At 68.8% G+C, this 18,488-nt stretch carries 13 protein-coding genes; 7 read left to right on the top strand and 6 right to left on the bottom strand.

The genetic code is table 11. The features are described from left to right. The first annotated feature begins 313 nt into the window (after positions 1 to 313). Positions 314 to 2,908 carry a 5'-nucleotidase C-terminal domain-containing protein gene (locus ACFQ91_RS00300; RefSeq protein ID WP_344251174.1) on the top strand — a complete coding sequence of 865 codons (2,595 nt, stop codon included), beginning with the start codon at positions 314 to 316 and terminating at the stop codon, positions 2,906 to 2,908. A 438-nt stretch (positions 2,909 to 3,346) separates the two neighbouring features. On the opposite strand, the gene ACFQ91_RS00295 is transcribed toward ACFQ91_RS00300, so the two are convergent. After that, the gene (locus ACFQ91_RS00295) at positions 3,347 to 5,686 is read right to left on the bottom strand and encodes a hypothetical protein (RefSeq protein WP_376870761.1); all 2,340 of its coding nucleotides are present in this window, start codon (positions 5,684 to 5,686) and stop codon (positions 3,347 to 3,349) included. Next, on the bottom strand, positions 5,683 to 8,244 hold the full coding sequence (locus tag ACFQ91_RS00290) for a hypothetical protein (protein ID WP_376870764.1): 2,562 nt from the start codon (positions 8,242 to 8,244) through the stop codon (positions 5,683 to 5,685). Before ACFQ91_RS00290 ends, ACFQ91_RS00295 begins: the two co-directional genes overlap by 4 nt. A 267-nt stretch (positions 8,245 to 8,511) precedes the next feature. Here ACFQ91_RS00290 and rplM point away from each other — a divergent pair, with 267 nt between their 5' ends. From rplM to glmM, 3 genes are all read left to right on the top strand, one after another. Further along, entirely contained in the window at positions 8,512 to 8,955 is a 444-nt protein-coding gene (gene rplM / locus ACFQ91_RS00285) for a 50S ribosomal protein L13 (protein WP_137825630.1), read from the top strand. Positions 8,956 to 8,989: 34 nt separating this feature from the next. Next, positions 8,990 to 9,493, top strand: a complete 504-nt coding sequence (gene rpsI / locus ACFQ91_RS00280) for a 30S ribosomal protein S9 (protein WP_009376128.1) — start codon at positions 8,990 to 8,992, stop codon at positions 9,491 to 9,493. Positions 9,494 to 9,673: 180 nt separating this feature from the next. Further along, positions 9,674 to 11,026 carry a phosphoglucosamine mutase gene (gene glmM / locus ACFQ91_RS00275; protein WP_198499405.1) on the top strand — a complete coding sequence of 451 codons (1,353 nt, stop codon included), beginning with the start codon at positions 9,674 to 9,676 and terminating at the stop codon, positions 11,024 to 11,026. Between the two features lie 127 nt (positions 11,027 to 11,153). Here glmM and phnE read toward each other — a convergent pair whose 3' ends face one another. From phnE to ACFQ91_RS00255, 4 genes are all read right to left on the bottom strand, one after another. Then, positions 11,154 to 12,011: a phosphonate ABC transporter, permease protein PhnE gene (gene phnE, locus ACFQ91_RS00270; protein ID WP_376870769.1), complete on the bottom strand. Its 858-nt coding sequence runs from the start codon at positions 12,009 to 12,011 to the stop codon at positions 11,154 to 11,156. Beyond that, positions 12,012 to 12,806 carry a phosphonate ABC transporter ATP-binding protein gene (locus ACFQ91_RS00265; RefSeq protein WP_211978882.1) on the bottom strand — a complete coding sequence of 265 codons (795 nt, stop codon included), beginning with the start codon at positions 12,804 to 12,806 and terminating at the stop codon, positions 12,012 to 12,014. 2 nt (positions 12,807 to 12,808) lie between these two features. After that, the gene (locus tag ACFQ91_RS00260) at positions 12,809 to 13,714 is read right to left on the bottom strand and encodes a phosphate/phosphite/phosphonate ABC transporter substrate-binding protein (protein ID WP_198499402.1); all 906 of its coding nucleotides are present in this window, start codon (positions 13,712 to 13,714) and stop codon (positions 12,809 to 12,811) included. A 194-nt stretch (positions 13,715 to 13,908) separates the two neighbouring features. Beyond that, the gene (locus tag ACFQ91_RS00255; RefSeq protein ID WP_211978883.1) at positions 13,909 to 15,057 is read right to left on the bottom strand and encodes a TIGR03364 family FAD-dependent oxidoreductase; all 1,149 of its coding nucleotides are present in this window, start codon (positions 15,055 to 15,057) and stop codon (positions 13,909 to 13,911) included. Between the two features lie 189 nt (positions 15,058 to 15,246). Here ACFQ91_RS00255 and ACFQ91_RS00250 point away from each other — a divergent pair, with 189 nt between their 5' ends. The 3 genes from ACFQ91_RS00250 to ACFQ91_RS00240 all read left to right on the top strand — a co-directional run bounded on the left by ACFQ91_RS00250 (position 15,247) and on the right by ACFQ91_RS00240 (position 18,084). Beyond that, positions 15,247 to 15,999 carry a GntR family transcriptional regulator gene (locus ACFQ91_RS00250; RefSeq protein ID WP_249121027.1) on the top strand — a complete coding sequence of 251 codons (753 nt, stop codon included), beginning with the start codon at positions 15,247 to 15,249 and terminating at the stop codon, positions 15,997 to 15,999. A gap of 22 nt (positions 16,000 to 16,021) precedes the next feature. Further along, positions 16,022 to 16,711, top strand: coding sequence for a phosphonatase-like hydrolase (locus ACFQ91_RS00245; protein ID WP_198499399.1), 690 nt, complete (start codon positions 16,022 to 16,024; stop codon positions 16,709 to 16,711). 383 nt (positions 16,712 to 17,094) lie between these two features. Further along, a complete protein-coding gene (locus tag ACFQ91_RS00240) occupies positions 17,095 to 18,084 on the top strand; it encodes a hypothetical protein (RefSeq protein ID WP_198499398.1) in 990 nt (329 codons plus the stop codon). Positions 18,085 to 18,488: the final 404 nt, after the last annotated feature.

Genomic DNA, 18,488 nt, shown 5'->3' with positions numbered 1-18,488 from the left:
GACTCGCACTGAGTCTGGCTCGCGCTGGGCCCGACTCGCGCTGAGCTCAGACGGCGGCGCACGGCCCGAACGCCGGGTCGTGCGCCGCTCTCCGTGCCCAGGGCGGCGGCCCGACAGCGCGGTTTCCGACTGCTGTCCTTGTCGTCATCGGTCGCGATTTTGAGAGGAATCCTCTTCCCAGGTGTGAGAATCCTGTGTAGATTCACGTACACGTCACTCATCGTTCGCTTCGCTGCGACACGATGATCACGCTCGTTCCTCTTCTCCTCCCGCCGCCCGGCGGCGGACGCCACGACCACAAGGATGCGAATCTATGTCGAAGCTTCTTCCCAAGGTGCTCGCCGCCGGCGCCGCCGTCTCGCTGCTGACGCTGCCCGGAACCGCGCCGGTCGCCGCGGCCGGACTCGGAGAGTCCTCAACGACCTCGACCCAGGAGCCGACCGACGACAGCGCACCGGCAGAGACCGGTGCATCGGATCCCGGTGACGCCTCGCCTGCCCCGACGACTGCCCCGACCGCCGATCCCAATGCCGCTTCGGCCGGCACGAAGGTCCAGCTCATGGGGATCACCGACTTCCACGGTCGGATCTCCGAAGCCGGAGCCCAGGTCGCCTCGGTGGTCGAAGAGGAGCGCGCGAAGTTCGCAGCCGAGGACAACGCCGCCGGTACCGCCTTCATCGCCGCCGGTGACAGCATCGGCGCCTCGACCTACGTGTCGTCCTCGCAGGAGGATTCGCCGACGATCGACGTCCTCAACGCGATCGGACTCCAGGGCTCGGCCACGGGCAACCACGAATACGACAGGGGCATCGACGACCTCACCGGCCGCGTCGTCTCGGAAGCCGACTTCCCGTACCTCGCCGCGAACGTCTACGACAAGGGCACGACCGACGTCGTCGACGGTCTCGAGGACTACACGACGCTCGACGTCGGAGGTGTGAAGATCGCCGTCATCGGGGTCGTCACCCAGGACACCACCTCACTCGTCTCCCCGGCGGGCATCGCCAACGTCGACTTCGGCGACCCGACGGACGCCGTCAACCGCGTCGTCGGTGAGATCGAGGCCCTGCCGGAGGATCAGCAGCCGGACATGACGGTCGTCGAGGCCCACCTCGGCGCCTCTGCCACCGACAGCCTCGAGGCCGCGGAGGCCTCGAACGCGGAGTTCAAGAAGCTCGTCACCGAGGCCGATGCCTCCGTCGACGCCCTGCTCACCGGTCATACGCACCTCGCATCGAACTTCAACGCCCCCGTCCCCGGCGACCCCGAGCGCACGCGGCCGGTTCTCCAGGCGGGGAACTACGGCTCCTATGTCGGGCAGATCAAGCTCGAATCCGACGGTGCGGGCAATTGGACGACATCGAGTTCGGATCTGCTGTCGACCGAGGACAAGGACTACGCCTCGCCGGTCGTCGACGAGGTGAAGCAGATCGTCGCCGACGCCGAGGAGCAGGCGAAGGGTCCGGGCTCCGTCGTCGAGGGCACGATCACCGAGGACATCACGCGCGCGTTCACCGAGGACGGTGCGGAGGACCGCGGGGCGGAGTCGACGCTCGGCAACCTCGTCGCCGACTCCCTCAAGGACGGGGTCGAGGACTCCCAGCTCGCGCCCGCGGACTTCGGCATCACCAACCCCGGCGGACTGCGCACGGATCTCAAGTGCGACGACATCTACAACAACGAGCAGCCGTGCGAGGTCACGGCCGCCGAACTCAACGCGGTGCTGCCGTTCGCCAACGACCACGGCGTCGTGACGATGAAGGGCGCCGACGTCATCGGTCTCTTCGAAGAGCAGTGGCAGCCCGACGGCGCCTCGCGCCCGTTCCTCCACCTCGGCATCTCCAAGGAGCTCGACGTCGTCTACGATTCGACCGCGGCCCGCGGCGAACGCGTGAAGTCGGTCAAGGTCAACGGTGAGGAGATCGATCCGAACCGGGACTACCGCGTCGCGACCCTGAGCTTCCTCGCCGCCGGCGGTGACAACTTCTCCTCCTTCGCGAAGGGGTCGTTCGAGCTCTCGGGCCTCACGGACTTCGAGACGTGGACGAACTACTTCCAGAAGAACTCGCCGGTGGCGCCCGACAAGTCCGAACGGCAGGCCGACGCGGCCCAGGACGTCATCAGCACCGGTGACGTCACCGCCGAGCTGACCGCCCCGGCCGACGGCATCGCCCCAGGTGCCAGCGGAGACTTCGTCCTGAAGACGGATTCGAAGGGCGAGGTGCCCGGACCCATCGACGTCACCGTCGACGTGCCCGAGGGCTACAGCGTCGAGGCGGGGACCCCGCAGTCGGCGACGGCCAAGGCGTCTGCCGCCGAGGCGGGGGCCCAGGCCGCTGCCGCGACGATCACGCTCGACGGGATCCCGGCCGGGACGAGCGAGGTTCCGATCACCGTCACCGCACCCGAGGACGCCTCCGGTGAAGTCACCGTGACGACGACGCTGCAGGCGGGCGAGGCCGACTGGTGGGACAACAACCCGATGCCGCTGCCGCACCCGTTCGAGGCGACGGCGCAGATCGTCGGCGGGTCCGGTTCCGATGCCGGAGCCGACGCCGACGGCGGCAGTGCGGATGCTGATGGCGGCAGTGCCGATGGCTCGGATCAGGGCGGTTCGGACGCGTCGTCGAACGGCGGCAGCGCCGACAGCTCGGACCAGGGCGCCTCGGATGCGAACGGTGCGAACGCTTCCGCAGACGGTGCGAACGCCTCGTCGAACGGCGGGGGAGCGGGCTCGGGTGCCGGTTCGGACTCGGCGTCGAACGCGTCCGGCTCGAAGGATGGCGGTGACCTGCCGCGCACCGGTTTCGAGGCCCTCAATCTCGTCGCCACCGCACTTGCACTCATCGTCGCCGGCGGCGCTGCCATCGCCGTGGTGCGGCGCAGGAAGGCGAACATCAGCATCTGAGAATGAGAGCGCTCAGCCCGTGACACGAGTGCTGCGGGGGCGCGGTGAGCGCCGCTGGTTTACGCCGGGCGCCGTCGCCGCTGGCGCGACGTGAGCCGTGACCAGGACTGAGCGCAGCGCTTGGATGAGGGGCCGGGGAGTGATCTCCCCGGCCCCTCGCTGTCCTCTCGACTGACTATCTCATCCCGATTGTTGCTGTTGCCCCGACGCAGCCGCTGTACGCCGGAGTGCGTCGTTGTTCTCCGGACGTCGTCACTGGTGTCCGGACTGCTCCGCCGCAGGACGCCCCGTCGCCACAGGCAGACGCCGCTGACATCGGGACTCGTCCAGACGTCGCAGTCGTCGGGACCGTCCGGACGAGACGTGGCCGCCGGTGCCAGGATGTGATCGCCGGTGACAGGGCATTGCCGTCGTCATCATTCTGCGTTCGCGGCAGGGTCAGTTGGACGACTGACGGTCGCCGGAGGTTCCGGCGTCCTCGCGACCGGCCGGCGCTTCGGCGCCGACCGACGCACCGCGGTGCGTCGCCGACCTCGCACGAGCGTCAGCGCCATCCGACGCGTCACCGTCAGCGGAGACCCCGTCAGCGCCACCGGACGCCCCACCGAGACCCGGCGTTGCGCGCCCGGAGCCCGCGGTCGCCTCGGCGCGGGGGTGCGTCTCGAGATGGGCGAGGACGGGGACGAGGAAGAGGATGCCGACGGCGGGGACGACGATTCCGGAGTCGTTGATGAAGGTGCCGACGCCGAGGAGGATCGCGAGGCTGATCATCGCCGCGCGCAGCAGCGGGAAGCGCGCGTAGAGGTCGGTGAGCCCGTGCATCGAGAAGCGCGCGGGGGTGAGTGCGACCCAGAACACGGCGATGATGATGAGCGGCAGGATGACCGTCATCCACGACTGCGTGAGGATGTCGATGTTCATGTCGATCTTGCGCGCGAGCACCCCGAGGGCCTCACCGTTGATGAGCGAGTCGAAGAAGCGGCCGAAGTGCGTGCGCTGGGCAGCCGGGCGCAGCCAGTCGAGGAAGAGGACGAGGAGCATGACGAAGCCGGCGATGCCGACGGTGAGGCCGAGCCGTTTGACCGAGAAGCGGATGCCCGCCGAGGCGAGGGCGAGGTAGGCGACGCCGATGATGAGCGTGGGCACCGACCCGAACTTCGTGCCGAGCCCCGGAGCGGCCAGCAGCACGCAGGAGAGGAGGACGGGCACGAGGACGATCGCCAGGCGCGTCAGCGGTCGTCTCGCGAGGGAGGCGAAGCCGGCGACGGCGAGCAGCAGGGCGCAGCAGTAGAGCGCGAGCGCGGAGTTGCCGATCCCGTAGAACCGGGAGGCGATGAGGAGGGGCTCGCCGAGGAGGGTCGACATCTGCAGCTGCGAGCCGGTGATGACGTCGTAGGCGAGCACGCCCACCGTGACGGCGGAGACGAAGAGGACGGGGCCGAGCTGCGACCGGCGCCACGGCCCGAGGAGCGCGAGTGCTCCGAGCACGACGGACCACCCGACGAGCGCACCGAGCATCGCGATGTCCGGGTTCGTCGCCCGCTCCCACGGGAGGACGTTGACGAGGTACGTCGACACGGGCATCGCCGCGAAGACGACGCCGAGGCGGTACGCCGTGGAGTGGACGAGCTCGCGATGGCGGCGGCGGAGGAACCACGCGAGGGCGAGCAGCCCGGCCATGAGCGAGGCGACGACGGGGAAGAACCACGTCGAGATCTCGTTCTGCGTCGTCACCGCGACCTGCCGGTCGAGCACCGACTGGAAGCGCGACTCCCACGACCCGCCGGGGTTCGATGTCATCGGCGCCCCGGCGACGTTGCCCATCGTCTCCCCGCCGCTCAGCTGGACGAGCGTGGGCGCGATGTCGGGCACCTGGATGAGCCCCGGCTGCCGCGTCGACGAGGAGGTGAGGAGACCCGGCTCGGCCCCGGGTTCGAGCATCATCGTCGCCTGCATCGAGGACCCGTCGTGGGTGCCGTCGGCGATCGAGGCGAAGATGATCGGCGAGGTGCCCTCGCCGATGCCGGCCGCCGGGTCGGCGCCGAGCCAGCCGGTCGCGGTGAGGATCGCCCCGACCCGGCGGTCGAGGTCTTTGAGCGAGTAGCCGTCGGCCTCCGAATTGCCGAGGTCGACGATGGCGAGCTCGCCGGACTCCGACGACGAGGCGGCCCGGAGGCCGATGTCATCGGCGATCGGCTCCCACTGGCCGATGCGACCGCTCGGATCGGCCGCGGCGATCGCGGCTCCCGGACCGTAGGCGGAGACCGCCGGGACGGCTTCGGCGAGACCGCCGAGGGCGGCGTCGTAGTTGTCCCCGCGTGCGACCTGCTGAAAGACGTCCCAGTCAGCGACCCAGCCGTCGAGCGGCGGCTGGGGCTTGCGGCACTGCTGCCGCGGTTCGTCGGCGGCACGGCGGCCCGATCCCACGGCGAGCCACCCGTCGACTGGGCAGCTGACGGAGCGGACGCTGCGCGGGGTCATCGTCCCGATCTGGGAGGACTGCATCATCGCCCAGAGGTTCGGAGTCGTCTGCGGGTCGAGGTCCTCGAACGTGAACCCCGAGGTGCCGATGAGGATCGGGGCGTTCTCCGCGGGGCGGGGGGCGTCGGCTGCCTGGCCGGAACCTGCCGCCTGCGCGGTGCTCGCGGAGTGCGCGATGTCCGCGGAGTGGCCGGCACTGACAGCCTGCCCGGCCTGCGGCAGGCCGGTGATGAGGACGAGGGCGGCCAGCGCCCCGAGGACGACGCGCAGCAGCCACGGACGCACAGCAGCGCTCATCGGCCCGGTTCCCGGGTCGCGTCGGCGGCGGGCGTGAGGAGAGCGGCGGCACCGCGTGTCGTGTCAGTGCCGTGTGGGACGGTGAGGTCATCGGCGCAGAGCGCGAGGAGGTAGGGCAGGAGGACCATCGCACCGGTGGAGGGCACGGCGATGCCGGAGTCCGTGAGCACGAGACCGACGGTGAGCCCGGTGACGGCGGCGAGGAAGCCGAAGTGGAGGTCCTCGTCGGCGAAGACCTCGGGCAGGCGTCCCCGCCAGTGGTCGAGGAATCGCGCGGTCCGGGTCGGCCCCTGGAACCGGGGGAAGTGGAGGAGGTAGCGGAGGAAGACGAGGATCGCGATGACCGCGAGAGGGGTGACGATCGACAGCGCCGGATTCACCTGGATGATGTGGAGGTTCGCGCTGAGCTTTCGACCGACGACCTGCAGCGCCTCACCGGTGACGAGCTGGTCGAAGAAGTTCCCGAAATGGGAGCGGCTGCCCGCCGGTCGCAGCCAGTCGAGGAACGCGATGCCGATGAGCGCCGCCAGTGACGCGACGCCGATGAGCCCGAGCCGCAGCAGCGAGAGCCGGATGCGGCTGACGAGGGCGAGGAGGACGAGGAGACCGGCGAGGGTGGCGATCGTGCCGCCGAACTTCGCTCCCCACGACGGGTTCCCGGAGACGAACACCGCGAGCAGGCCGATGATGGCGGGGACGATGAGGACGAGCCGCCGGTGGCCTGCGGCACGCAGTCGGGAGACGAGGAGGCCGAGGAAGACGAAGAGGCTCGCGATGAAGATCGCAGCGCCCTGATTGCCGAGCCCGTAGTAGCGGCCGCCGACGATCGGGTTGTAGCCGAGCAGCGAATTCGCCTGCAGCCGTGACCCCGTTGCCAGGTCGACGGCGATGACGACGACGGTGAGGAGGGAGAGCGCGGCGACGCGTCCCCGCCACGTCCGACCCCACGGCGGGAGCAGGGAGAGGAGGAGCATCGCTGCGGCCCCGAGGGCCACGGAGAGGAAGAGACCGAACTGCGGGTGCGGGAACCGCGCCCACGGCAGCAGTCCCGCGAGGAACGCCCCCATGGGAATCGTCGCGAGGACGAAGGCGATCCACGCCAGCGTGCGGTGGACCCAGGCGCCGGTGGTCTGGGCCGTTGCAGCGTCGGCGAGTCCGGCACTGCCGGCGTCCGGGGCCTCCGCGGTGTGGGCCGCGATCAGGCGACCGGAGCGACGGGCGATGGCGCTGCGGGCGATGGCGCTGCGGAGGCCGGGGGCCCAGCGGTCGATGAAGATCGTGCTGAGCAGAAGCCCGCAGAGGATGACGAGGACGTAGAAGGCGATGTCGAGGAAGAGGGAGAACGTCGAGAGGTTCTCGTAGACGAACTCCGATTTCGTCGCCTCGGTCTCGAGGTCGAGGCGACGGTCCTCCGGTGACGCCGATGACGGGGTGACGTCGAGGGAGATCCCGCTCGGGGAGTCGATGCCGAGGTGCTCGAGGATGCCCGGGGCGAGGTCGGTGATCTGGAGCAGACCCTCCGTCCGCGTCGACGCCGAGGAGAGCGTGCCCGGAACGAAACCGGGTCCCGAGGCGAGGAAGGCCCGCAGCCGGGGAGAGCTCGAACTGTCTCCGAGTCCGGCGATGATGACGGTCGGCTCCGCCTCCGACTGGGAGCGCAGCTGCTCGAGCCGATCACCGAGGCGGCGGTCGGCCTCCTCGACGGAGGCGCGCCGGTCGTAGTCGGTGGGCACGGTGTAGGAGTAGTTGGGGATCGGGTCGAACAGCCACGAACGGGAGCCGATCGATCCGAGATCGACGAGTGCGAGGCGGCAGTTAGCCGCGATCGCGTCCTCGGTGTAGTTGCCGATCTGCCCGTTCTCATCGGCGACGGCGTACGCCGCTCCCGGACCCTCGGCGGCGACGCAGGCGTCGAGGCCGGCAGGCGCGCCTGCCTCACCGACGAGGCGGGAGAGCATTCCGTAGTCGACGGTGTAGCCGGTGCCCTGATTCGGCTCCTTGACGGCGTCGAAGTCGGGAATCGTCGCCGGCACCGTCTGTCCGGGGCGAGTGAGGAGACTTTCATCACCCTCAGGCCCTTCGGCGACCTCGACCTCGTCGTCGGCGGCCGGATCGGTGCTCGTCGACGGGGCGATGAGGGCAGGGCAGCGGGCAGGGTTGTCGACGTCGGGTTCGTGAGGGGGACCCGCCTCGGCGCGGGCACCGGATCCGAAGGACAGCCAGCCCGATGCCGGGCACGTCGCGGACCCGATCGTGCGGACGTTGAGGTTCGCCGCCGACCCGGTGCGGAAGACCTCGAAGAGATTCGGAGTCCGCTCCGGGTCGATATCTCCTATGGTCAGACCCGGTATGCCGAAGACAACCGTCTTGCTCTCAGCAGCCGCAGCGGCGCTGTCACTGGAGTCGGCCGGCGCCTCGGCGGGGGGTGCCGGAGTCGACTGCGCCCACGCGGGAGATGACGCGGGGGAGACGAAGAGTGCCACGAGCCCGACGATGATCCCCAGCACCAGGAGCCGGTGGGAGGGAAGGCGGCGGGGCAGGACGGATTGAGGCGGCACAGGACAATGGTATCGGGTGCGGCATTTCACCCTCCTGACCCCGACCTGGACGTTTGCTCACCGGGCCGCGGGGCATGTATATTTGATTGTCGTTGTGTGCGCTCGTCGTGCTCCCTTGCATAGCCTCTTGCGTTGCAGGCCCGTAGGTGGGGAAGCACTCGACGAACGGACCCGATTGAAGACAGACAGTGTTCGGACGCATCAGCCTCACGACCCGATGAGTCCGCCCAGGCACTGGCCCCATGAGATACGAAAAGAAGGCTACTTTTGCGTACGTACACCCCCAAGCCCGGCGATGTCGAGCGCCAGTGGCACGTCATCGACGCCACTGACGTTGTGCTCGGTCGTCTTGCCACCCAGGTTGCACGCCTGCTGCGCGGCAAGCACAAGACCACGTTCGCCCCGCACATCGATTCCGGTGACTTCGTCATCATCATCAACGCCGACAAGGTCGCGCTGACCGGCGCGAAGCTCGAGCAGAAGCGCGCTTACCACCACTCGGGCTACCCGGGCGGCCTCAAGAGCGTCAACTACGCCGAGCTGCTCGCGTCGAACCCCGAGCGCGCAGTCGAGAAGGCTGTCGCCGGCATGGTTCCGAAGACTCGCCTCGGACGCGCCCAGATGCGGAAACTCAAGGTCTACGCGGGCGCCGAGCACCCGCACGCCTCGCAGAACCCGCAGCCGTACGAACTCAACCAGGTCGCGCAGTAAGCGCGCTTGAGTCACAGAGATACCGAGGAGAACCGTGGCTGACACCGCCAACGCGACCGAAGTCGAAGAACTGACCGAATACACCTCCGAGACCCCCGCAGACGCCGGCCTGGGCGACCAGACCGCCGGTGGACGCGGACAGTCCCTCACCGCCCCCGGCAACGGAGTGGGCCGCCGCAAGCAGGCGATCGCCCGCGTCCGCCTCATCCCGGGCTCCGGCGAGTGGACGATCAACGGACGCACTCTCGAGGAGTACTTCCCGAACAAGCTGCACCAGCAGCTCGTCAACGAGCCCTTCCGCCTGCTCGACCTCGAAGGCCGCTTCGACGTCGTCGTGCGCATCTCGGGCGGCGGGCCCTCCGGACAGGCCGGTGCCGTCCGTCTGGGCATCGCTCGTTCGCTCAACCAGATCGACGCTGAGTCGAACCGCCCCGAACTGAAGAAGGCAGGCTTCCTGCGCCGCGACGCTCGCGTCAAGGAACGCAAGAAGGCCGGTCTCAAGAAGGCCCGCAAGGCTCCGCAGTTCTCGAAGCGCTGATCCGCTCGCACCGTCTGCGCATGGTCTGCCACTGATGCGCAGTCGGCGGCGCACGTGCGGCCCCGAACCCGTTCGGGGCCGCACTTCGTGCATTCACCGCCGAATGGTCACCGCGCGCTCCTCAACGCGCAGATGACCATCGACTAACATCGAAACGAACCTTGAGGAAAGGACTTGCCCATGGCCAGACTCTTCGGTACCGACGGAGTGCGCGGACTCGCCAATCGCGACATCACCGCGAAGCTCGCGCTCCAGCTCTCCGTCGCCGCCTCCCGCGTGCTCACCCGCTCCTGGGACGGCGACCGCCGCCCCTTCGCCGTCATCGGACGCGACACCCGCGTCTCGGGAGAGTTCCTCTCCGCGGCCACGAGTGCGGGCATCGCCTCGGCAGGTGTGGACGTCCTCGACGCGGGCATGCTGCCCACTCCGGGCATCGCCAGCGTCGTCAAGGACACCGGAGCGGCCTTCGGCGTCGTCATCTCCGCCTCCCACAACCCCATGCCCGACAACGGCATCAAGTTCTTCGCCGCCGGCGGCACGAAGCTCGACGACGCCGTCGAGGACGCGATCCTCGACATCCTCGACCAGGAGTGGGAGCGCCCCATCGGCTCCGACGTCGGCCGCATCTCCCGGTACCCGGCCGCCGCCGACGAATACACCGAGAAGCTCGTCCGCTCGATCGCGCCCGACGGCGTGCGCCCCCTCTCGGGCCTCAAGGTCGTCGCCGACTGCGCTCACGGCGCCGCATCGATCGTCGGTCCCGCCGCACTGCGTCAGGCTGGGGCCGAGGTCATCGTCTCCGCCGCCGAACCCGACGGCCTCAACATCAACGACGGTGTCGGGTCGACCCACCTCGAATCCCTCCAGCGCCTCGTCGTCGAGACCCAGTCCGACCTCGGCGTCGCCTTCGACGGTGACGCCGACCGCTGCCTCGCCGTCGACTCCCTCGGCCGCGTCGTCAACGGCGACCAGCTCATGGGCATCCTCGCGATCGGACTCAAGGAGCTCGGGGAGCTGCGCGGGAACACGCTCGTCACCACGGTGATGTCGAACCTCGGCCTGCGCCTGGCGATGGACAAGCACGGCATCAGCACCGTGCAGACGGCCGTCGGCGACCGCTACGTCCTCGAGCGGATGCTCGCCGATGACTTCGCGCTCGGCGGAGAGCAGTCCGGTCACGTCCTCATGCTCGATCACGGCACGACCGGTGACGGCGTGCAGACGGCCCTGCACCTGATGAAGCGGATGGCCGACGCGAAGCGGACCCTGGCCGATCTCGCCGCCGAGATCCCGCAGCTGCCGCAGGCGCTCGTCAACGTCAAGGGCGTCGACAAGCACCGTGTCGACATTCCGGAGGTCGCCGCCGAGGTGGCCGCCGTGGAGACGGAACTCAACGGCACCGGCCGGGTGCTGCTGCGCGCCTCGGGCACCGAACCGCTCATCCGCGTCATGGTCGAAGCCGAGACCGAAGAGGTCTCGCAGGTGCAGGCCGAGCGCCTCGCCGCTGTCGTCAAGGAGCACCTCGCGCTCTGAGCGCACACGACGACGAGGGGCCCTGCAGCAGATCTCTGCTGCAGGGCCCCTCGGTCATTCACGCTGGTCGGTCGCACCGCCTCGGCGGGCGATCTGCCTCAGCGACCGCCTCGGCGGGATCATCTCCTCACAGGGCGAGCTTCTTGCGCACGCCGGCGGAGAAGAGGTCGACGGCGATGATGAGAACGAGCACGATGAGGATGTAGGTGAGCATCGAGTCGAACTGGAACGACTTGATCGCCTGGTTGATGAGCAGTCCGATGCCGCCGGCCCCGACGAGGCCGAGGACGAGCGAGGACCGGACATTGACGTCGAACCGGTAGAGGAGCAGCCCGAAGAGCTGGGGGACGACCTGCGGGAACGTCGCGTTCGCGACGATCTGTCCGCGGGAGGCCCCGGCGGTCTTCAGCGCCTCCGACGGTCCCGGATCGATCTCCTCGATCGCCTCCGACCACAGCTTGCCCATGACTCCCGTGTTGTGGAAGATGAGCGCGAGCACGCCGAGGAAGGGCCCGAGGCCGACCGCGGTGACGAAGACGAGCGCGAAGACGATGTCGGGCACCGCGCGGAGGAACGACATGATCGAGCGCGCGATCTGGTAGACGAACCGGTTCGGTGACGTCGTGCGCGATCCGAGCACTGCGAGCAGCGCCGAGGTGGGGATCGACAGGGTCGTGCCGAGCAGGCCGATCCACAGGGTGATGCCCGTGGCCTCGATGCCGGGCCACAGCGTGTCCTCCCAGCTGAGGTTCGGCGGGAATGCCTCGGAGAGGAAGTTGATCATCCCTTGGCGACCGTCGAGGAGGGTGACGAACGAGAAGTCCGTCTCCCGGATCGCGACGACGTGGAGGAGGACGATGACGACGATCGCCGTCGCCAGCTGCCACCCGCCGAAGCGGCGGATAGGCGGCTGGAGCGCTGAGGTCGTGTTCCTCAGCGGCACGGTCCGCAGGGTGGTGCCGCGGGTGTCGGGAATCGTCTTCATCTACTCGTCCTCCGCGATCGGGGCGGTCGTGTACAGGGAGGTGATCGCCTCGGCGGAGACCTCCTCGGAGGTGCCCCGCAGCACGATCTCCCCGGACTGCAGGCCGATGATCGTATCGGCGAACTCCCGGGCGAGATCCGGCTGATGGAGGACGGCGGCGACGGCGAGGCCCTCGTTGTGCGCGAGATCGCGCAGCAGGGACATCACCGTGCGCGCGGCCTGCGGGTCGAGGGCGGCGACGGGTTCGTCGGCCAGCAGCACCTCGGCGCCCTGGCACAATGCCCGGGCGACTGCCACACGCTGCTGCTGACCGCCCGAGAGCGTGCCGGCCCGGTCGGTCGCCCGGTCGGCGAGACCGACGCGGTCGAGGGCGACCATGGCCTCCCGGCGGATCGCCGCCGGGAAGAGCCACGGATGGAGCGAGGCGAGGCTCGACATCCGGCCCAGCGCTCCCGCGCACACGTTGTCGAGCACCGAGCGGCGGGCGACGAGGTGGATCTTCTGGAACACCATGGCCGGGCGGCCGTGGCTGCCGCCGACCTCGATGTCCCCGCTCTGGTAGGGAGTGAGACCGGCGACGGCACGCAGCGTCGTCGACTTGCCCGAGCCGTTGGCGCCGAGGAACGCGAGCAGCTCACCGGGGGCGACGCTGAAGCTGACATCGTCGAGCACCCGCTTCGACCCGAAGGACACCGCGAGGCCGTCCACCCGGAGCAGGGGAGGCGCCGAGTCGTCGCTTCCCGCTGACCCGGCCGCCTCCTCGGCGGACGCGGGCTTCACGGTCTTCGTCGCCATGCTCACACGTCCTCTTCGGTGAGGTTCATCGTCTCCGCGAGGTCGAACAGCGGCTGGTAGGTCGACTTGTCGACCTCGATGAGCTGGCCGGCCGGGGTGACACCGAGGTAGCCGGCAACCTCTTCGAGGTCATCGGCGGGCATGTTGAGCAGGGCGTCCTTGACGGCGGCCTTGAACTCGGGGTCGGCGTCGGCGCGGACGGTCATCGGGTCGTTCGGGATGGGATCGGACTGCCAGATCTGACGGAAGTCCTCTTCGTTGAAGGTGCCCTCCTTGATCGCGGTGCCCATCGTCTGCGAGTTGATCTGCGCGGCGTCGACGGCGCCGTTGGTCAGGGCGAGCAGCGACTCGGGGTGGCCGCCGGCGTAGTTGAGGTTGATGTCGGATTCGGCGATGTTCGCCTCGGCGAGCGCGAAGCGGGGGAGGGCGTCACCCGAGGTCGAGCCCACGCTGCCGAGCGCGAGGTCCTTGCCGCGCAGGTCTTCGAGCGTCTCGATGTCGGAGTCCTTGGCGACCCAGATGCCGCCGGTGTAGGAGCTGAGCTCACCGTCGGCGGTGCCGAAGGACACGAGCGGTTCGGCGCCGGCGCGCTCGGAGGCGAAGACGTAGCCGAGCGGGCCGAACTGGCCGATGTCGAGCTTGCCGTTCTCCATGGCGAGCACCTCGGCGGAGTAGTCCTCGAGGACCTGGACCTCGACCTCGCAGTCGAGGGCCTCACCGAGGGAGGCGCCGACAGCCTGGTAGGCGGGTTCGAGCTTCTGCGGATCCTCGAACGGCTCGATGCCGAACGTGATCTTGCCGTCGGGGCACGTGGCCGATTCGGCCTCCGCGGCCGGAGTGCAGCCGGCGAGGACGACGGGGGCGAGGACGAGAGCGGCGGTGGCAAGGGCGATATGAGAGCGTTTCATGGCGATCCTTCTGGTGTGTGGTGGTTGGTGTCTGGTGATCGGTGCGTGGTGACGGGGTCGATTGCGGGCAGGACGGAGTTGTGGACAGGACTGTGGTGTGGACGGACAGGGTCTGGTCAGGACGGAGTTCGGTCAGGTCAGGTCTGTGGGCACGGGCGGGCAGGGCGCGGCAGTCTCTGCCGTGCCCTGCCTCCTCAGGCGGCGGGGCGGTCGGCGCGGCGGATGCCGGCGAGGGTGCGCTCGGCGAGTCCGAAGGCGATGGTCATCCCGATCCCGGTCGCCACGGTCGCGACCGTGGTCCGCTCATCGACGGACTCGACGATGAGCGGGCGGGACTCGCTCGAGGCGTAGACCCCCTGCCAGCGCTGGCGGATCGAGAACCCGGTGGGCTGATCGAGGACGGCGGCCGCCTCGGCGAGCAGGACCTCCGTCGTCGATTCGGGCAGGAACGGGTCGACGTTCTCCCCGTAGACGTGGGAGTCGCCGATGATGATCGTCCCGTCGGGCCGGGGTCCGAACATGACGTTCGCGCCGACCGCGAGGAGTTCGGGAGCGCTGCGGGCGACCTCGTCGCGGACCGCCTCGGCGGCGGGCATCGTGGCGAACGCGTCGTAGCGCAGCAGCGAGGTGCGGGAGAGGATCGCGGCATCGGTGCGGATGTGCTCCGGGGTCGCGGCCAGGGCCATCGACAGCGCGCATTCGACGAGGCCCGCCTCGGCGGCGAGCTCGGGGAAGAGCGCGGGCAGCTGGTGCCCCGTGCAGACGATGACGTGGTCGGCGGTGAACGTGCCCCGGTTGGTCTCGACGACGCCGTCGCCCACCCGACCGACCCGGACTCCGGTGCGGAGCTCGATCGCCGAGGCGGCCGCCAGGGTCTGCGCGATCCGCGGTGCCGCGGTGCGCGGGTCGACCCGGAGGTCGGCCGTGAGGTGGGCGCCGCCGACGGCGCCGCGCAGGCGAGCGTGCGGGTCACCGGTGACGGCGGTGGCGAGCCGTTCGGGGGTGAGGAGGTCGATGGCGCCGGGCGCCTTGGACAGTCGTGCCTGTTCGAGCACGGCCATCTGCGCGTGGGAGGTGGCGACGACGTACGCCCCGGTCTCCGCGGCCCAGAAGCCGGACTCGGCGGCCGCGGCGATCCACTGGTCGCGGCCGGCGGAGGCGAGCTCGGCGAACTCGTCGGTCTGACCGGTGATGCAGGCATGTCCGAAATTGCGCACCGAGGCACCGCGCGGGGCGGTGTCGACGTCGAGGATCGTCACCGAATGCCCCCGCCGGGCAGCGGCCCGAGCGTGGGCGAGACCGACGATGCCGGCCCCGACGACGATGATGTGAGAATGGTTCATGCCTCGAGACTGCCGTGTCGGGAACGTCTGGGACAAGCCGATTCGGGGCATGTATATATAAGTTGTTGAGCCGTTCATATACGATCCCGCAGAGTCAGAATCTGTTCACCCGGCGTTCAAACGAGATGCCGGTCGGGACGTGGGGAGTGGGTTAGGGTCGAACCTATGATGACAAGTTCTCGTTCACCTATGGAGCCGCGCACCGCGCTGCACCGGGTCATCGGCGACGAACTCCGCGCGCGGATCACCGATGGCCGCCTGCCGATCGGAGCCGCAGTCCCGAGCGAAGCCGAGCTGTGTCGTGAGTTCTCCGTCTCCCGCGGCCCGGTGCGCCAGGCGCTGTCGGCGCTGCGGGCCGAGGGGATCATCGCCGGCGGACAGGGGGCGGTCGCGCACGTCGTCGGCTCGATCCCGACGCAGTCGATGACGAGCTTCCTCTCGTTCTCCGAGTGGGCGCATTCGACGAACCGGACCCCGGGCCAGCGCACGGTCGAACTCGCCAAGCGCGCGGCGAACCAGGACGTCGCGCTCAACCTCGGCGTCCCGGTCGGAGAGCTCGTCGTCGAGATCATCCGCCTCCGCCTCCTCGACGAGGTGCCCGTCATGGTCGAGCGCACGGCGTTCACCCTCGACGCGGGACGCCACCTCTTCGACTTCGACACCGACAGCGGGTCGATCTTCGCCCACCTCAAAGCCAACGACGTCGAACTCGTCGCCGCCCGGCACACCTTCGACGCGATCGCCGCAGGCGACGTCGACGCCGAACTTCTCGACGTCCCCGTCGGTTCGCCGCTGCTGCGCGAACGGCGCATCACCTCGACCGGGTCGGGCGTGCCCGTCGAGTACTCCGACGACCACTATCTGCCCGACCAGGTCACGTTCACGATCAACAACACCGCGGGGGCGGCGAACTCCGTCGTCCGCCTCATTCCCGACACCTGACACTCACTCAAGGAGCACACCCATGACCACCATCGAACTCGCCGTCTTCGACATGGCCGGCACCACCCTCAACGAACACGGCGACGTCTACCGCGCACTGCGCCAGAGCGTCGAGGAGAACGGCGTCGAGGTCTCCGACGAGAACCTCCAGACGTGGATGGGCGCGGACAAGGTCGAGGCGATCCGCAGCCTGCTCCGCCTCGGCGGGCACGCCGGCGACGAGGCGACGGTGGCGGCCTCGTTCGACCGCTTCCGCGCGCTACTCCGCGACTTCTATGCAGCGACCCCGCCCGAGCCGCTGCCCGGCATCCCCGAGGCGCTCGCCGAACTCCGCTGCAACGGCGTCAAGGTGGCGCTGACGACGGGGTTCTCGACCGATGTCGCCGGGCCTCTGCTCGAGGGACTCGGCTGGGCGACGGGGGAGGACGGCAACCTCGACGCGGTCGTCTGCTCCGATGAGGTCGCCGCCGGGCGCCCCTACCCGTACATGATCCAGCGCGCGATGGAGCGCACCGGCACGAAGGACGTGGCCGCGGTGCTCGTCGCCGGTGACACCGTCGTCGACGTCGAGGCCGGAGCCGCCGCCGGCGCCGGTGTCGTCCTCGGGGTCGAGACCGGCAAACTCACCGCCGCCGACTTCGCGGCGCAGGACGGGGCGCAGTCCCTGCCCTCGGTCGCCGAGATCCCGCAGTACCTCGGCCTCCGCGACTGAGGGGCTCCCAACGCGCCGCAGCCCGGCCGCCGGCGCCGCAGCCCGGCCGGGCTTCCCGCGTGGGGCCGTCCGCGCCGTACCCCGCCGCCCGGTGCCTTCAGCTCCGCACACCTCCTCCCGGGTTCTTCTGCTCGTTCAACAGTTGGCGCGAATAAATGGTCCCCAAAGGCCGCTTTTTCGCGCCAACTGTTGAACGAGGGACTTCGGGTTCGGCGAAGCGCTGACATTCACGCGAAGTGTTGAGCGACAGCCTGCACCGAAGCCCACTACCAGCCCTGAAAATTGCGCGACCTGTGCACTCAAGTGACAAGTTATCCACAGATTGATCCAGAGGTATTGTCACAGTGCTGTCTTTTGATCACTCTTGATGCATGTTCATATGCATGAGCGCTGCGGAGCTGAGAACGGCAGGCCTGAGCGAGTACGACATTCTCAGAGCCGAGAAGTGCTGCCTGCGGCGCGTCCGCCGGGGAATCTACGTCGTCACCAAGTCATGTGCGGTGGATGCTCACCGGTTCGTCTCGAACGTCGCTGCGGATGACGCCACCGACCTCCCTCGCGAGACAGAAGGGCAGCTCAAGCGCAACGAAGATCTGCGCATCCTGGTCCGGTCGTACGTCGGCAAGATTCTGCCGCACGCGGTGTTCTCCCACCGCAGTGCGCTCATCATCCACGGACTCGCTGTCCCCTACATCGAGCATGAGCGTGATGTGTTCGCCGAGTCAGTCCATCAACGGTGTGGTCTGCGCAGGCCGTCGATGCAGGTGAGGCGCCGCTCGCTCGACGAGCGAGACATCGTCCGTGTCGACGGGATTCCGGTCACCTCAGTCCTCCGCACTCTGTTCGATCTCGCGCGGGACTATCCGCTCGCCCTCGCTGTCGCTGCGATCGACGACGCTCTGCATCGATCGGTCATCACCGAGGCACAGCTCCAGACCTACGTCGCCGACCATCCCGTGCGCACCCGGCAGCGACGGATCGACACAGTGATGGAGAACGTCGACGGGCGTCGCGAATCGGTGGGAGAGTCGATCACCGCAGTCCGCTTCGTGGAGTTCTCCGTTCCGGGGGTCGAACCGCAGGTCGTCATCGTCGACGAGAACGGCCGGTTCGTCGCACGCACCGACTTCGCGAACAGGCAGGCCAAGGTGGTTGCCGAGTTCGATGGCGCAGGGAAGTACCACCTCAAAGGTGTGGACCCGAAGAAGGCATTCGAGCAGGAGCGGCGCAGAGAGTACGCCCTCCGCAATCTCGGATACGAGGTATTTCGACTGACGTGGCAGGACCTCTTCGCCGCGACCCAGTTTCTCCGAATCAAAGCGGCGATCGAACGACGGACACCACCGCGGCCTGTACGCTCAACCGCAGGCTGAGTGCCGCTGCCCGTGCTCTGCTCAATCAACAGTTAACGCGAAAATGTGGTCTCCAAAGGCCACATTTTCGCGCCAACTGCTGAGCGAGGGAGTTCGGGCTCGGGGAAGCGCTGATATTCACGCGAAATGTTGAGCGACAGCGCGCCGCGCAACCTGCCCGGGCTCCCCGCAGCGGCTTATACGCTCAACGGCAGGCTGAGTGGTGCCTTTGCTCTGCTCATTCGACAGTTGGCGCGAAAATGTGGTCTCCAAAGGCCACATTTTCGCGCCAACTGTTGACCGAGGGAGTTCGGGCTCGGGGAAGCACTGATATTCACGCGAAATGTTGAGCGACAGCGCGCCGCGCAACCTGCCCGGGCTCCCCGCTCCGCAACTCCGCACTCTTTAACTCGTCCGGGCACCCC

The organism is Brevibacterium sp. NPDC056726 (assembly GCF_042790515.1).
Taxonomy (GTDB): Bacteria; Actinomycetota; Actinomycetes; order Actinomycetales; family Brevibacteriaceae; genus Brevibacterium; species Brevibacterium sanguinis.
This window is presented reverse-complemented; position numbering and strand designations above follow the sequence as displayed.

Excerpts from the sequence above, each read along its gene's own strand:
- ACFQ91_RS00300 (WP_344251174.1), top strand. The coding sequence starts at position 314 with ATGTCGAAGCTTCTTCCCAAGGTGCTCGCCGCCGGCGCCGCCGTCTCG.
- ACFQ91_RS00295 (WP_376870761.1), bottom strand. The coding sequence starts at position 5,686 with ATGAGCGCTGCTGTGCGTCCGTGGCTGCTGCGCGTCGTCCTCGGGGCG.
- glmM (WP_198499405.1), top strand. The coding sequence starts at position 9,674 with ATGGCCAGACTCTTCGGTACCGACGGAGTGCGCGGACTCGCCAATCGC.
- phnE (WP_376870769.1), bottom strand. The coding sequence starts at position 12,011 with ATGAAGACGATTCCCGACACCCGCGGCACCACCCTGCGGACCGTGCCG.
- ACFQ91_RS00265 (WP_211978882.1), bottom strand. The coding sequence starts at position 12,806 with ATGGCGACGAAGACCGTGAAGCCCGCGTCCGCCGAGGAGGCGGCCGGG.
- ACFQ91_RS00260 (WP_198499402.1), bottom strand. The coding sequence starts at position 13,714 with ATGAAACGCTCTCATATCGCCCTTGCCACCGCCGCTCTCGTCCTCGCC.
- ACFQ91_RS00255 (WP_211978883.1), bottom strand. The coding sequence starts at position 15,057 with ATGAACCATTCTCACATCATCGTCGTCGGGGCCGGCATCGTCGGTCTC.
- ACFQ91_RS00250 (WP_249121027.1), top strand. The coding sequence starts at position 15,247 with ATGGAGCCGCGCACCGCGCTGCACCGGGTCATCGGCGACGAACTCCGC.
- ACFQ91_RS00245 (WP_198499399.1), top strand. The coding sequence starts at position 16,022 with ATGACCACCATCGAACTCGCCGTCTTCGACATGGCCGGCACCACCCTC.
- ACFQ91_RS00240 (WP_198499398.1), top strand. The coding sequence starts at position 17,095 with ATGAGCGCTGCGGAGCTGAGAACGGCAGGCCTGAGCGAGTACGACATT.